Source organism: Sulfitobacter sp. IGS-18 (genome assembly GCF_059628195.1).
This window is the reverse complement of record NZ_CM184556.1, coordinates 3,485,582-3,498,664: the sequence shown is the minus strand read 5'-3', so window position 1 is coordinate 3,498,664 and position 13,083 is coordinate 3,485,582. Positions and strand designations below refer to the sequence as shown.

16 protein-coding genes are annotated in these 13,083 nt (G+C 61.7%); 8 read left to right on the top strand and 8 right to left on the bottom strand.

Features of this window, described 5'->3' with window-relative positions; translation table 11 throughout:
• Positions 1-182: 182 nt before the first annotated feature.
• On the top strand, positions 183-362 hold the full coding sequence (locus ACWNZ3_RS17000) for a hypothetical protein (protein ID WP_274573737.1): 180 nt from the start codon (positions 183-185) through the stop codon (positions 360-362).
• Here the strand turns inward: ACWNZ3_RS17000 and map are convergent.
• Positions 359-1,186, bottom strand: coding sequence for a type I methionyl aminopeptidase (map, locus tag ACWNZ3_RS16995; RefSeq protein ID WP_269366055.1), 828 nt, complete (start codon positions 1,184-1,186; stop codon positions 359-361). The genes ACWNZ3_RS17000 and map overlap by 4 nt on opposite strands.
• Positions 1,187-1,215: 29 nt before the next feature.
• Positions 1,216-1,929: a DNA/RNA nuclease SfsA gene (gene sfsA / locus ACWNZ3_RS16990; protein ID WP_496900648.1), complete on the bottom strand. Its 714-nt coding sequence runs from the start codon at positions 1,927-1,929 to the stop codon at positions 1,216-1,218.
• A gap of 46 nt (positions 1,930-1,975) precedes the next feature.
• Here sfsA and ACWNZ3_RS16985 point away from each other — a divergent pair, with 46 nt between their 5' ends.
• Genes ACWNZ3_RS16985 through ACWNZ3_RS16970 form a run of 4 tightly spaced genes read left to right on the top strand, consistent with a single transcriptional unit; the run spans position 1,976 to position 4,915 of the window.
• The gene (locus ACWNZ3_RS16985) at positions 1,976-2,695 is read left to right on the top strand and encodes a competence/damage-inducible protein A (RefSeq protein WP_496900647.1); all 720 of its coding nucleotides are present in this window, start codon (positions 1,976-1,978) and stop codon (positions 2,693-2,695) included.
• Positions 2,692-3,411, top strand: a complete 720-nt coding sequence (locus ACWNZ3_RS16980) for a GNAT family N-acetyltransferase (protein ID WP_269366051.1) — start codon at positions 2,692-2,694, stop codon at positions 3,409-3,411. Before ACWNZ3_RS16985 ends, ACWNZ3_RS16980 begins: the two co-directional genes overlap by 4 nt.
• Before the next feature lie 11 nt (positions 3,412-3,422).
• Positions 3,423-3,992, top strand: coding sequence for a peroxidase-related enzyme (locus tag ACWNZ3_RS16975; protein ID WP_114273750.1), 570 nt, complete (start codon positions 3,423-3,425; stop codon positions 3,990-3,992).
• The gene (locus tag ACWNZ3_RS16970) at positions 3,989-4,915 is read left to right on the top strand and encodes an OmpA family protein (protein WP_496900646.1); all 927 of its coding nucleotides are present in this window, start codon (positions 3,989-3,991) and stop codon (positions 4,913-4,915) included. The genes ACWNZ3_RS16975 and ACWNZ3_RS16970 overlap by 4 nt, the downstream gene beginning before the upstream one ends.
• An 84-nt stretch (positions 4,916-4,999) precedes the next feature.
• Here ACWNZ3_RS16970 and ACWNZ3_RS16965 read toward each other — a convergent pair whose 3' ends face one another.
• From ACWNZ3_RS16965 to ACWNZ3_RS16955, 3 genes are all read right to left on the bottom strand, one after another.
• Complete coding sequence (locus ACWNZ3_RS16965) at positions 5,000-5,905, bottom strand: LysR family transcriptional regulator (protein WP_269366047.1); 906 nt, start codon at positions 5,903-5,905, stop codon at positions 5,000-5,002.
• 146 nt (positions 5,906-6,051) lie between these two features.
• Positions 6,052-6,993 carry a zinc transporter ZntB gene (locus ACWNZ3_RS16960; protein WP_496900645.1) on the bottom strand — a complete coding sequence of 314 codons (942 nt, stop codon included), beginning with the start codon at positions 6,991-6,993 and terminating at the stop codon, positions 6,052-6,054.
• A 73-nt stretch (positions 6,994-7,066) separates the two neighbouring features.
• Positions 7,067-9,094, bottom strand: a complete 2,028-nt coding sequence (locus ACWNZ3_RS16955; protein WP_496900644.1) for an oxidoreductase — start codon at positions 9,092-9,094, stop codon at positions 7,067-7,069.
• A 108-nt stretch (positions 9,095-9,202) separates the two neighbouring features.
• Here ACWNZ3_RS16955 and ACWNZ3_RS16950 point away from each other — a divergent pair, with 108 nt between their 5' ends.
• Genes ACWNZ3_RS16950 through ACWNZ3_RS16940 form a run of 3 tightly spaced genes read left to right on the top strand, consistent with a single transcriptional unit; the run spans position 9,203 to position 10,628 of the window.
• The gene (locus ACWNZ3_RS16950; RefSeq protein ID WP_496900643.1) at positions 9,203-9,673 is read left to right on the top strand and encodes a GNAT family N-acetyltransferase; all 471 of its coding nucleotides are present in this window, start codon (positions 9,203-9,205) and stop codon (positions 9,671-9,673) included.
• The gene (locus ACWNZ3_RS16945) at positions 9,670-10,152 is read left to right on the top strand and encodes an RNA pyrophosphohydrolase (RefSeq protein WP_496900642.1); all 483 of its coding nucleotides are present in this window, start codon (positions 9,670-9,672) and stop codon (positions 10,150-10,152) included. Before ACWNZ3_RS16950 ends, ACWNZ3_RS16945 begins: the two co-directional genes overlap by 4 nt.
• Positions 10,152-10,628 (top strand): hypothetical protein, encoded by a 477-nt coding sequence (locus ACWNZ3_RS16940; RefSeq protein WP_269366038.1) that lies wholly within the window; start codon positions 10,152-10,154, stop codon positions 10,626-10,628. The genes ACWNZ3_RS16945 and ACWNZ3_RS16940 overlap by 1 nt, the downstream gene beginning before the upstream one ends.
• Positions 10,629-10,801: 173 nt before the next feature.
• On the opposite strand, the gene ACWNZ3_RS16935 is transcribed toward ACWNZ3_RS16940, so the two are convergent.
• From ACWNZ3_RS16935 to nth, 3 genes are read right to left on the bottom strand one after another with little or no spacing between them, the layout of a single operon-like run.
• A complete protein-coding gene (locus ACWNZ3_RS16935) occupies positions 10,802-11,398 on the bottom strand; it encodes a GNAT family N-acetyltransferase (RefSeq protein WP_496900641.1) in 597 nt (198 codons plus the stop codon).
• Between the two features lie 3 nt (positions 11,399-11,401).
• Complete coding sequence (locus ACWNZ3_RS16930) at positions 11,402-12,391, bottom strand: adenosine kinase (RefSeq protein WP_496900640.1); 990 nt, start codon at positions 12,389-12,391, stop codon at positions 11,402-11,404.
• Entirely contained in the window at positions 12,388-13,032 is a 645-nt protein-coding gene (nth, locus tag ACWNZ3_RS16925; protein WP_114274408.1) for an endonuclease III, read from the bottom strand. The genes ACWNZ3_RS16930 and nth overlap by 4 nt, the downstream gene beginning before the upstream one ends.
• Positions 13,033-13,083: the final 51 nt, after the last annotated feature.

Below are 13,083 nucleotides of genomic sequence, written 5' to 3'. Positions count from 1 at the left end.
GGATAGTTGCCGGGCCCGGGGATTGGGCGAAGACGGGTCAGCGTTCGGATTTTCCTGGGTGCATCCGGGTAAATCAGGGGCGGTTCGGACAAATGGACAGTTTGGCCCAAATACCCCGCCAGCAGGCAAAAGCTGCAAAGGCTCCGCTTCCGTGCTTTTTTCCCCGCATGATGGATTTGACATTGCCACGCTGGGCCCTGCCCTTGTTTCAGACAAGGGCCAATGACCGCACCGCGCCTGTCCGCACTCCGGCAGGCCCCGCGATCTTCATCACCGATGCGATCACACCTGTCGCGGGGGAGACCCTGCTCAGCCTGCTGATGAAGCAGATGGCAGAAGCGGAAGACAACCCGGAGGGTTAGCCGCCATAAGTCGGATGAAACATGTTCGATGGAGACAGGGTAAAGATCTCGACCCCATCTTCCGTCACGCCGACAGAATGCTCAAACTGTGCGGACAGGGATTTGTCCCGTGTCACGGCAGTCCAGTCGTCGGACAGGGTCTTGGTCTCGGCCCGGCCCAGATTCACCATGGGTTCGATGGTAAAGAACATGCCCGGTTCAAGGATCGCGCCGGTGCCGGGTCTGCCGTAATGCAGCACGTTGGGCGGCGCATGAAAGACGCGGCCCAGCCCGTGCCCGCAGAAATCCGTGACCACCGACATGCGCTGCGCCTCGACGTAGGATTGGATCGCATGGCCAATGTCGCCAAAGGTGTTGCCGGGTTTCACGACCCCGATGCCCCGCATCAGGCTGTCATGTGTGACCTCGATCAACCGCTCCGCCTTGCGGGGCAGCTTGCCCGCGACATACATGCGCGACGTGTCCCCAAACCAGCCATCGACGATCACGGTCACGTCGATGTTCAGGATGTCGCCGTCCTTCAGTTTCTTGTCACCGGGAATGCCGTGGCAGACCACATGGTTTACACTGATGCAGGAGGCATGCTGATACCCCTTGTAGCCGATGGTCGCTGATTTCGCGCCGGCCGCATTGACCTTTTCCTCGATGATGCGGTCAATCTCGCCGGTTGTCTGGCCGACGAAAACATGTTCGGCAATCTCATCCAGGATGGTTGCCGCAAGCCGCCCGGCCGCGTGCATTCCGGCAAAATCCGACGGGTCGTAGATGCGGATGCCGTCCCTTGTGACGCGGCCACGGTGCTGTTCGTTCACCGGCTTCTCCATGATGATACCATTCTCATTTCCAACGATATTTAACCCGTGGGGCCGCGCAATGCCAGAGGGGCGGCCAAAGTGACGCATTCCGGGCTGATATGGGTGCCGAGACACAGCGTTTCCACCCCGGCCCGGGTCGCCGCCGCATGGGCCACAGCATAGGCAGGGTCAATATCCGCGGCCATTGTAACATCTGTGCAATCGGTACGCTGCACCAGATAAAGCAATACGGCACGATGGCCATCGCGTGCCATTTGCGCAAGTTCGTCCAGGTGCCTCGCACCCCTTGCGGTCACGCTGTCGGGGAACTCCGCCAGGCCCGGTGTTCGGCAAAGCGTGACCGATTTGACCTCGACATAGCAATCGGGCCGCCCTGCACCGGACAACAGGAAATCGACACGGGACTTTTCACCATATTTCACCTCGGCACGCAGGGCGTCATAACCTGCCAGCCCGGCAATCTCACCGGCCTCCAGCGCGGCTTTTACCGCCCGGTTGGGCAGGCTGGTATCGACGCCGGTGAAATGACCGTTCTCATGATCCACCAGCCGCCAGCCGAATTTGAGCTTTTTCTTCGGATCGTCGTTGGGCTCCAGCCAGATCTTGCTGCCGGGGTCGGCAAGCCCCATCATCGACCCGGGGTTGGCGCAATGGGCGGTGATCTCGCGCCCGTCCTCCAGCCTGCAATCGGCCAGGAACCTCTTGTAGCGTCGGATCAGCCGGGCGGGGACAAGTTGGGTTTGAAAGCGCATGGGGTGCGGCCTATACCGATCCTGAGAATGCCTCAAGGAGAACCCGATGCCAAACCCTACCGCCGCCATGATCGTCATCGGAGACGAGATACTGTCGGGCCGAACGCGGGACAGCAACATGTACCATCTGGCGGGCAAGCTGGCGGAGGCGGGGATCGACCTGAAAGAAGTGCGCATGATCAGCGATGACCATGATGCAATTGTCGGCGCTGTGCAGGAGGTGTCAGCCCGCTACGATCATGTCTTTACCAGCGGCGGCATTGGCCCCACCCATGATGACATCACGGCCGACAGCATTGCCGCGGCCTTTGGCCGGGGGATCGACGTGCGCGACGATGCCCGCGCCATCCTTGCCGCGCATTATGCCAAATCCGGGACCGAGCTGAATGCCGCGCGCCTGCGCATGGCGCGTATTCCCGACGGGGCGGCACTGATCGAAAACCCGGTTTCTGCCGCGCCCGGTTTCAAACTTGAGAATGTGCATGTCATGGCGGGGGTGCCCAGCGTCTTTCACGCCATGGTCGAATCTGTCCTGCCCGGCCTGACCGGTGGTGCCCCGCTGATCAGCCGCAGCCTGCGCGTTGACCGGGGCGAGGGGAACATAGCCGAACCGCTGGGCGCATTGGCCAGGGCCTATCCGATGTTGTCGATGGGGTCCTACCCGTTCCAGAAAGACGGCAAATACGGCGCGCATGTCGTGATCCGGGGCAGTGATGCCGTGGCCGTCGATGCGGCGCTGGTTGAGCTGAAGGCGGCCTTTCCATGACACCTGAAACGGCACGGTTCTTCGAGGTCTGCGACCGGACTTGGCCCGCCGCGCGGCGTTTCGATCACGGGGTCTGGACATTGCGGGAGGGGCAGGGCGGTGGCAAGCGCGTCTCTGCCGCGACAGCGCGGGGTCAGGTTGCTGCCGCCGACATCGAAGATGCCGAAACCGCGATGCGCGCGCTGGAACAGACCCCTTTGTTCATGATTCGCAACGGGGATGAGGCGCTTGACAGGATGCTTGAGGCGCGCGGTTACCGGGTTGTCGATCCGGTTGTCATCTACAGCCTGCCGATCGAGCGGTTGACCGATGTGCCGATCCCGCGGGTGACCGCTTTCAACATCTGGGAGCCGCTGGCCATCATGCGTGAGATATGGGCGCAGGGCGGGGTCGGTCCCGCGCGTATTCAGGTGATGGAACGCGCCGAGGAGAAGACGGCGATCCTGTCCCGTTGGAAGGAAATGCCCGCCGGGGTCGCCTTTGCCGCGATCCATGACGGCATCTGCATGGTTCACGCGGTCGAGGTTCTGCCCCATCAGCGGCGGCAGGGGGTCGCCGGGTGGATGATGCGGCGTGCCGCCTTCTGGGCGCAGGCGCGGGGCGCGACGCAGATGGCGGTGCTCTGCGTGGTGCAGAATGCAGGCGCAAACGCGCTTTATCGGGCTATGGGCTTCACCGAGCAAGGACGCTACCATTATCGTCAATCCCCGGAGTAGAGGAGACTTTCGTGGCTGACACATCCCCAACCGCACTGGACCTGCCCATGGTCCAGCCCTTGCCAGAGCAGACGCAGAAGTATTTCGATGTCTGCATGGACAAACTGGGGATGATCCCCAATGTGCTGCGCGCCTATGCCTTCGACATCGACAAGCTGAACGCCTTTACCGCGATGTATAACGACCTGATGCTGGGCGACAGCGCCCTCACCAAGCTTGAGCGCGAGATGATCGCGGTGGCGGTGTCCTCGGTCAACAAATGCTATTATTGCCTCGTTGCCCACGGGGCGGCGGTGCGGCAATTGTCGGGGGACCCTGAACTGGGCGAGGCGCTGGTGATGAACTACAAGGTTGCCAGGATCGACGCGCGGCAGATGGCGATGCTGGACTTTTCCGTCAAGCTGACCCGCGAAAGCGCCGCCGTGGTCGAGGCGGACCGGCAAGTGCTGCGCGACCACGGTTTTTCCGACCGCGATATCTTTGATATTGCCAGTGTCGCGGGGTTCTTCAACATGACCAACCGCGTGGCGAGCGGTACGGACATGCGGCCAAACGCCGAATATCACGCACAGGCGCGATGATCCTCCGGGTGCTGGTTCTGGGCTGTTTTCTGGTCGGTCCGGCGGCGGCCCTGGAACTTTCCCTGCCTGCCGCGGCGCGGCTGACGGCCGAACGCAACACCGGGCCTGACAGGTATTCCGCCCCGGCGGGCATTTTCCGCAATGGCCAGGTTGTCACGCTTGAGGTCGAGGGCGACGTGCACCGTGCCGCCTGGCGGTTGAGCCAGCAAGGGCTGACACCGCTGCAACTGGTCCGCCCCCTGCGGCGGCAATTGGTCGACGCCGGATACGAGATACTGCTGGATTGCGCGTCGCAGACCTGCGGCGGCTTCGATTTCCGCTTTGCCACGGAAACGCTGCCGGGGCCGAACATGTACGTCAACATCCGGGCCTATCATTTCATCACCGCTGTGCGCCCCTCTGTCGCGGCTCCGCAGGAGGTGCTGACAATCCTTGCGAGCACTGCGGCAAACTCGGCCTATCTGCAGATCATCCGCGCGGGCGAGGTAAGCGATGACGAGGTGGTGACCGATGCGCCGGTGCCTATTGCCCCGGCAGCGCAGGTCGAGAACGATCTGGGCAACCGGCTGATACAGCAGGGCCATGCCGTGTTGCGGGATCTCGAATTCGCGACCGGGGCCTCTGACCTCAACGACGGCAGCTATGCATCGCTGCAAACTCTGGCTGAGGTGCTGGAGGCGCGGCCAGAGCTGCGCATCGCACTTGTCGGACATACGGATTCGGTCGGCGGGCTGGACGGTAATATCGCGCTCAGCCAGCGCCGCGCACAATCCGTGCGCCGGCGCATGATCGACAGCTACGGGATCGACGGTGCAAGGATGGAGGCTGAAGGGATGGGATACCTCGCGCCTATTGCGAGCAATCTTGAGGAAACAGGCCGCGACGAAAACCGCAGGGTTGAGGTGATCGTGCTGGGAGAGTGAGCCGAAGGCAGAAAAAACCCCGACACCTTGAATGTGCCGGGGGAGTTCACCGAGGGAGGTTGGTGTTCGTAATTCTGTGGCCGCTCACCAGTCGTTGGGGCCCTTGTCGGCAAAGGCATGCACCAGAAAGTCGATGAAGGCCCGCACCTTGGGCTGGGTGAACCGGCCCGGCGGATAGACAGCGTAGATGCCCTGGGTCTCAAGCGGCAAATCGGGGATCGCATCTTCGATCAGCCCTTTTTCCATCGCGTCGGAGTAAAGGAAGCTGGGCAGGTAGGCGATGCCAAGGCCCGAGATCGCCGCATTCAGCAGGGATTGCCCGTCGTTGACCGACAGCCAGCCCGCGGTGCGCACCTGCCGTTTTTCGCCCGACGGGGCGGTCAGTTTCCAGACGTTGCCGCTGGACTGGTTGGAATAATGCAGCAGCTTGTGGTCGTTCAGATCGTCAATCTTTTCAGGCCGCCCATAGGTTTCGAAATACTTCGGGCTTGCGATCATGCGCTTTGTGGTTTCGGTCAGCTTGCGCGCGCGCAATGTGCTGTCCTCCAGTTCCCCGATGCGCACGGCCATGTCGAAACCTTCGCTGATCAGTTCGACGTAACGGTTGTTGAGCACCATGTTCACGGTGATATCCGGGAAATCCTTGAGGAAATCCGACAGTGCCGGTGACAGGTGGTTCACGCCGAAATCGGTGGCAACCGAAATGCGCAGCAGGCCGGAGGGCGCGGATTGCATCGAGGTGACAAGGGCATCCGCCTCGCCCGCATCGTTCAGCACGCGACGTGCCCGGTCATAATAGGCAAGGCCGATTTCCGTGGGGGACACGCGGCGTGTGGTCCGGTTCAGCAGGCGCGCGCCCAGCCGCGCCTCAAGGGACGAGACGTGTTTTGACACAGCGGATTTGGAGATCCCCATTTTCTTGGCGGCATCGGTAAAGCCTCCCTGGTCCACCACGGTGGCGAATGCTTCCATTTCTGTCAGGCGGTCCATACAAGGGTTCCTCGTCCTCTTAGTTTCAAGGACCGTGTATGCTGTTCAATTTAGGCAAGATCGCGGCAGGGATGGGACAGTTGCAAGGTCTTTGCAGGAATCGTTGATGGCAGGGAAACGACGGAACAGTCTGTTTCTGCCTGTGATCAGAACCAGCGCACCAGCTTGAGAAGGGCAACCATGATGGCGCCCAGTCCCAGCATAGACAGGCTAAGGATGGCAAAGGCGCTGGGCGATCCCACACCCGGCATACCACCGACGTTGACCCCGAAGAGCCCGGTCAGGAAGCCCAAAGGCAAAAAGATGGCAGCGGCCACGGATAGTACATAGCTGTGCCGCGCCTGCCTCTGGGCGATATTCCCGTCATGTTCTTCCTGAACGGAGATCAGGCGACCCTGCAGCTCGTCAAGTTCTTCCACCGCAATCGCGGCCCGGTTTGCAAGTTCGCGCAAACCCAGGCTGACAGTTTCCGGAATCAAGGGCAGGTCAAGTGTTGAAAGTTTGCTGAGTGCGGCGCGTTGCGGCTCCAGGTAACGACGCAGGCGAATGACACTCCGACGGTTTTCCGGCAGGTCCCGGGGCATCGGCGTGTTCTTGTCCTCCAGCGCAATTTCATAGTGATCCGTGCGCGCGTCGATCGTGGCCACATGCTGATCCACCCGGTCGGTCAGCCCTTCGATCAGGGTTTCAAGGAACTTAGCCGTGCTGACCGGGGCTTGCTGAGCCTCTGCATTCCGGCGGATTGCGTCGATGGCAAATACCTTGTTGCGGCGGACGGTGATCAGCACGTCCTCATCAGCGTAGATGCGGACCGACACCATCTCGTCCGCATCCTGTCCTGCGTTCAGGTTGATGCCCCGAAGGTTCAGGATCAGCCCGCCCTCGAAGCGGTCGCATCTTGGCCGTGTCTTGGGTTGGATCAGGGCACCACCCGGAATGCTGTGCAGGTGTTCTCTGGTCCAGGCCTCAAGCAGTGGATCGGACAGGTCGAAATGCCACCACCGGAAAACCCCGCCGCCGGTCAGATTGTTGTCCTGCGGCACTGTGGTCGTACCGTCCTCGGCAATATCGAAAACACAGATCGGCATTGGCGGTCCCTCGTTACCCGGGCTTGAGTCTGCACCCGGCAGCCCTTGCCCGCAAGGTGTAGTCGCACCCGGTTCAGAGTGTCGCCGCCAGTCTTGTCCCCTGATTGATCGCGCGTTTTGCGTCCAGTTCCGCCGCAACATCCGCGCCGCCAATGACATGGCAGGTCTTGCCCTTGGCCTCCAGCGCATCGGCCAGCGACCGGTCCGAAAGCTGCCCTGCACAAAGCACGATTGTATCAGCCGCGATCAGGGTCGGGTTTTCACGCGCCTCGCCAAAGCTGATGTGCAGCCCCTCCGCGTCGATCTTTTCATAGTTTACGCCTGCGATCATCCTGACCTGTTTCATGGTCAGTGAGGCACGGTGAATCCAGCCTGTGGTCTTGCCCAGGCCCTTGCCGACCTTGCTGGTCTTGCGTTGCAGCATGGTGACCTCACGGGCGGGGGCGTCGGGCTGGGGGCCTTCCGGGGCAAGACCCGCGCGATGCTGCGCCGGGTCGGTCACACCCCATTCACGCATCCATTCGGGCAGGTTCAGCGTTGTACTTTCGCCGTCGTGGACAAGGTGTTCGGATACGTCAAAGCCGATGCCCCCCGCGCCGATGACCGCCACCCGCTGCCCTGCCTTTGCGGTGCCGTTCAGCACGTCGATGTAGCTGACGACATTGCCGCTGTTCTGGCCCGGGATCTGCGGGTCGCGGGGGATGACACCGGTGGCGATGATCACTTCGTCAAAACCGTCCAGATCGTTGGCAGAGACCTCTGTGCCGAGTTCAACCGTGATCCCATGGAATGCGACCATGGTGCGATACCAGTCGACAAAGCCCCAGAATTCCTCCTTGCCCGCGACCTGCTTGGCCAGGTTCAACTGGCCGCCGATCTCTGACGCGCGGTCAAAGATGGTCACGGCATGACCGCGCTCCGCCGCGGTGATGGCGGCCGACAGGCCCGCCGGCCCGGCCCCCACAACGGCGATGGATTTTGGCGTCGCGGCCTTTTCGAGGGTGAGTTCGGTTTCATAACAGGCGCGCGGATTGACAAGGCAGGTTGAAATCTTGCCGCCAAAGGTATGGTCCAGGCAGGCCTGGTTGCAGGCGATGCAGGGTGCGATCCGGGCGGCATGCCCTTCCATCGCCTTTTTCACGAATTCGGCATCCGCCAGCATGGGGCGGGCCAGGCTGACCATATCGGCGCAGCCGTCCGCCAGCACCTGTTCGGCGACGTCGGGCGTGTTGATCCGGTTGGAGGTGATCAGCGGGATGCCGACCTTGCCCATCAGCTTTTTCGTGACCCAGGCAAAGGCGGCACGCGGCACGGATGTCGCAATGGTCGGGATGCGCGCCTCGTGCCAGCCGATGCCGGTGTTGATGATGGTGGCACCTGCCTTTTCGATCTCCTGCGCCAGTTGCGCAACTTCGTCATAGGTCGATCCGTTCGGGATCAGGTCGATCATCGACAGGCGGTAGATGATGATGAAATCGGGACCAACCGTTTCGCGGACACGTTTGACCACCTCGATCGGCAGGCGCATCCGGTTTTCATAAGAGCCGCCCCATCGGTCGGAGCGTTTGTTGGTGTGGGTGACAAGGAACTGGTTCAGGAAATAGCCTTCGGATCCCATCACCTCGACGCCATCATAGCCCGCGTCCCTGGCGCGCCCGGCGCAGGCTGCAATGTCGCTGATCTGCTTTTCGATGCCTTCCTCGTCCAGCTCCCTGGGGGCGAACATGGAAATGGGGGATTTGATCGCCGAAGGGGCGACGCAGTCGGGAGAGAAGGCATAGCGGCCCGCGTGCAGAATCTGCATCGCGATCTTGCCGCCTGCCTCGTGCACCCGCCGGGTCACGATGCTGTGGTTCGACACGTCCTGATCGCTGATCATCATCGCCGCACCATGCGCGACGGAGCCTTCGGCGTTCGGGCCGATGCCGCCGGTGACCATCAGACCAACCTCGCCGCGTGCGCGCGTTGCGTAGAATTCCGCGACACGGTTCCAGTCGCCGGTTTCCTCAAGTCCCGTATGCATGGACCCCATCAGCACGCGGTTCTTCAGCGTGGTAAACCCAAGATCGAGAGGGGCGAGCATATGAGGGTAGCTGGACATGGAAAATCCTTTCTGGCTTGCGGGCACTTGTGCGCAAGAACACCCGATCCGGAGGCTTGTGTCACGGCAGACGCGGCGTCATCCTGACCATTGGTAATGATCGGGGCGATGGAGGCAAGGATGCAGGTGCGGGCGCGCAGGGATCAGGGCGCGGAGGACGAAGCGCTTGGCCGGATCATGTATGATGCTATTCATCACGGTCCGAGCCAGTATTCAGCCGCGGAAAGGCAGGCCTGGCTACCGGCCCCGAACGCGGGCGATGGGTGGCGCGCGCGCCTGTCGGCGCAACAGGTCTGGGTCGCCCATGACGGCACCGGTCCGGTCGGTTTCATGACGCTTGACGGGGATTACATCGACCTGGCCTTTGTCGCTGCAGGCTGGCAGGGGAAGGGTGTTTTCAAGACTCTTTTTGCCCGGGTCGAAGCGGCGGCTCAGGGTCATCGGCGGCTTTGGACCCACGCCAGTCTGATGGCGCAACCTGCCTTTCTGGCGGTGGGGTTCCATGTTATCCGTCAGGAAAACGTGACCCGGAACGGTGAGGTTCTGCGCCGCGCCGAAATGGAGAAGATGCTCGCATGACCCCCGAAGAAATTGCCGAACTGCCCTATCGCCCCTGCGTCGGCGTGATGTTGGTCAATGCCGCTGGTGACGCCTTTGTGGGGCAGCGCAAGGACCGCGACCAGGACGCCTGGCAAATGCCGCAGGGCGGCATTGAAAAGGATGAAGCCCCGCGCGAGGCGGCACTGCGTGAGCTGGAAGAGGAAACCGGCGTCTCGCGCGATCTGGTCACGGTGGTCGCTGAAACGCGGGGCTGGGTGCCATATGACCTGCCGCATGATCTGGTGCCGAATATCTGGAAGGGCCGGTTTCGCGGGCAGGAACAGAAATGGTTCCTGATGCGTTTCACGGGTACGGACGATCAGGTGAACATCGAAACCGCGCACCCCGAGTTTTCCCGCTGGCGTTGGTTGCCTGTGGATCAGCTGGTGCCCAGCATCGTTCCCTTCAAGCAGGCGGTTTACCGCGCTGTGGTAGATGAGTTCGAGGAGTATCTGTAATGCGATCTGTTGTCTTCATGCTGGCACTCTGTGCCCCGTTTCCGGCCCTGGCGCTGTCCTGCATCGCCCCATCCGTCGAGCGGACCTTTCACGAGGTCAATGATGCCAAGGCCGAATACGTCGTGGTGCATGGACGCCTGACGCTGGATCAGAGCAAACTGCCAAGTGAGGGTACGACGCAATCCAATCCGCCCAAGATGACGATGGTGCCTGCGACGCTGAACGGAACCTCGCTGAGCGCATCGGGCTTCCACACGCCCTTTGATCACGACATCATGCTGGAAGTCGCCTGTTTTGGTCCCTGGTGCGGATCCATCGCCGATGGTGCGGATGTCCTGGCCTTTGTCCGCCGTGATGGCGGGCATTATGCATTGGGGATCAACCCCTGCGGGGGGCATGTATTTGCCCCTGCCCAACCGGCTCAGATGGAACAGGTAAGACAATGTTTCACCGGCGGGACCTGCAAGAAGAAATAGCCGTTCCGGAGAGGTTCGCGGGAACTGAACGTCGGTAACCCTGAACCCGGTAAGACCGTTTCAACATATCAAGACATGTCATTTATGACATGTCTTGATATGTTTCCGGGTGCAGGCGTTGTCGAAAAAGGCAAAGCGGCGCAGACGGGGCCGCCCCCTGATGCGCAAGCTGCTCAACCGGGCTGGAAGATCGGGACATGGCCAGCAGCCTCAGCGGGCAGGATGCCGGACAGACGCGGATCATCTTCGATCTCGATCTGCTGTCTGTAGGGAACAAAGCCGCTGCGGATGTAGAACCCCAGGGCCTGCGGGCTGTCCAGCGTGCAGGTATGCACGTGAAGCCGCGTGATCGGCGCGCGCCATGCCAGCGCAATCGCCTGGTTCATCAGGTAACGCCCGGCACCGGAGCCGATCAGGCTGGACGCCAGCCCGAAATAGGCAAGCTCGCAGGCACCTTCCTGGCGGAAGTCCAGCTCCAGGATTGCCGCATCCTCACCCGCCTTCTGCAGGGTATGGAATGTCACCTTGGGATCATCCAGGATCGCCTGAAGCTCGGCATCCGGCATCATCCGGCGACCAAACCAAAGCCAGTCGCGTCCGACCCGATCAAACAGCGCCCTGTAGCGGGCCAGGTCGGGCCTGATCTGTTCGAATGTCAGCCCGGCAGGCAGATCGACGGGGCGCAGGGGCGGTTTTGCCTGCATGTGCAGATGCGTGACCACCATTGCCACCTTGCCCGGCGGAACGTCATGCAACCCGTCCGCGATCATGGCTCAGAACAGACCTTCGGCCCGGAACCTCGCCAGCATGTCCGCTTGCGGGCGTGGTCCGATGTGGCTGATCACCTCGCCAGCGCAAAGATTGCCCATGCGGCCGCAGGTTTCCAGATCGGCCCCCTTGGCGAGGCCGAACAGGAACCCGGCCGCGAACTGGTCACCCGCGCCGGTGGCGTCCACCGGCGTGATCTTCTTCACCGGCACATCAACCCGTTCACCCTCACGGATCAGGGTCACGCCGTCGCCCGAACGGGTGCAGACCACGATCGGGCAGATCGCTGCGGTCTTGCGGATCGCCTCCTCCAGATCTTCGGTTTCGAACAGGGATTTCAGCTCCGCCTCGTTGCCGATCACATAGTCGAGGTCATGTTCGATCAGGGTCAGAAAATCCGCGCGGTGGCGCTCGACGCAGAACGGATCGGAAATGGCGATGCCTGCCATGCCGCCTGCCGCCTTGGTCGCGCGCGCGGCCTCGCGAAAGGCGGTCTTGCCCGCGTCCTCGTCAAACAGATAGCCTTCGAGAAACATCATCTTTGCGTTGCCCGCGACGTCACCCGATACATCCTCCGACGCCAGGCCGGTTGAAATGCCAAGATATGTGTTCATCGACCGCTCCCCGTCGGGGGTGACAAAGATCATGCTGCGCGACGTCGGCATGTCGCCCGAAGTGACGGGCGGATTCACAAAGTCGATGCCGTGGTCCGACATGGCGCTGGCATAGAACTTGCCCAGGGCATCGTCCCGCACGCGCCCGATGAAACCCGTCTGCAACCCCAGCGCACCGGCCCCCGCAATGGTGTTGGCCACGGACCCGCCGGGCGTCTGCACCCGTTCCGCCATCGCGGCATAAAGCGTTTCGCCCCGTTCGCGTTCCACCAGTTGCATGATGCCTTTCTCGATCCCCATGTGATCGAGAAAACTGTCGTCGCACTGGGTAATCACATCCACAACGGCGTTGCCGATGCCAACAAGGTCGTAGGTCTTCATATTGTCTTTTCCTCAAATGGGCAGAGATCACGGATAATGCAGGTCCTGCACAAGGGTTTGCGGGCTTTGCAATGATAGCGGCCGTGCAGGATCAGCCAGTGATGCGCGTGCAACTGGAAATCCGCCGGTATGTGGTCTTCGATGGCGCGTTCCACCACGTCCACGGTCTTGCCCGGCGCAATGCCGGTGCGGTTGCCGACGCGAAAGATATGGGTGTCCACGGCCTGGGCAGGCTGCCGCCACCACATGTTGAGAACCACATTGGCGGTCTTGCGCCCGACACCGGGCAGGCCCTGCAGGGCGGCGCGGGAATTGGGCACCTCACCGCCATATTCCTCCACGAGGATCTGGCTCATTTTCATGACGTTCTTGGCCTTCTGCCGGAACAGGCCAATGGTCTTGATATGCTCAGTCAGGCCTTCCAGCCCCAGTTCGACCATCTTTTCGGGAGTATCGACGATCTTGAACAGACTGCGCGTCGCCTTGTTCACCCCGGCGTCGGTGGCTTGCGCGCTCAGCGCGACGGCAACCAGCAGGGTATAGGCGTTGACGTGATCGAGCTCCCCTTCGGGTTCCGGGTCAGCAGCCTGGAAGCGCAGGAAAATCTCGCGGATCGTATGATAGTCGAGCTGTTTTGCCATGTCGGGCATATGACGCAGAAACGGGGGTGGGGGCAAGGCATGGCGGCAAAG

What these genes read in the sequence shown, in the direction of transcription:
- ACWNZ3_RS16945 (WP_496900642.1), top strand. Translation starts at nt 9,670, where the DNA reads ATGACCCCCGAAGAAATTGCCGAACTGCCCTATCGCCCCTGCGTCGGC.
- ACWNZ3_RS16965 (WP_269366047.1), bottom strand. Translation starts at nt 5,905, where the DNA reads ATGGACCGCCTGACAGAAATGGAAGCATTCGCCACCGTGGTGGACCAG.
- ACWNZ3_RS16940 (WP_269366038.1), top strand. Translation starts at nt 10,152, where the DNA reads ATGCGATCTGTTGTCTTCATGCTGGCACTCTGTGCCCCGTTTCCGGCC.
- ACWNZ3_RS16950 (WP_496900643.1), top strand. Translation starts at nt 9,203, where the DNA reads ATGGAGGCAAGGATGCAGGTGCGGGCGCGCAGGGATCAGGGCGCGGAG.
- ACWNZ3_RS16955 (WP_496900644.1), bottom strand. Translation starts at nt 9,094, where the DNA reads ATGTCCAGCTACCCTCATATGCTCGCCCCTCTCGATCTTGGGTTTACC.
- ACWNZ3_RS16970 (WP_496900646.1), top strand. Translation starts at nt 3,989, where the DNA reads ATGATCCTCCGGGTGCTGGTTCTGGGCTGTTTTCTGGTCGGTCCGGCG.
- ACWNZ3_RS16935 (WP_496900641.1), bottom strand. Translation starts at nt 11,398, where the DNA reads ATGATCGCGGACGGGTTGCATGACGTTCCGCCGGGCAAGGTGGCAATG.
- ACWNZ3_RS16985 (WP_496900647.1), top strand. Translation starts at nt 1,976, where the DNA reads ATGCCAAACCCTACCGCCGCCATGATCGTCATCGGAGACGAGATACTG.
- ACWNZ3_RS16960 (WP_496900645.1), bottom strand. Translation starts at nt 6,993, where the DNA reads ATGCCGATCTGTGTTTTCGATATTGCCGAGGACGGTACGACCACAGTG.
- ACWNZ3_RS16980 (WP_269366051.1), top strand. Translation starts at nt 2,692, where the DNA reads ATGACACCTGAAACGGCACGGTTCTTCGAGGTCTGCGACCGGACTTGG.
- nth (WP_114274408.1), bottom strand. Translation starts at nt 13,032, where the DNA reads ATGGCAAAACAGCTCGACTATCATACGATCCGCGAGATTTTCCTGCGC.
- map (WP_269366055.1), bottom strand. Translation starts at nt 1,186, where the DNA reads ATGGAGAAGCCGGTGAACGAACAGCACCGTGGCCGCGTCACAAGGGAC.
- ACWNZ3_RS16930 (WP_496900640.1), bottom strand. Translation starts at nt 12,391, where the DNA reads ATGAAGACCTACGACCTTGTTGGCATCGGCAACGCCGTTGTGGATGTG.
- sfsA (WP_496900648.1), bottom strand. Translation starts at nt 1,929, where the DNA reads ATGCGCTTTCAAACCCAACTTGTCCCCGCCCGGCTGATCCGACGCTAC.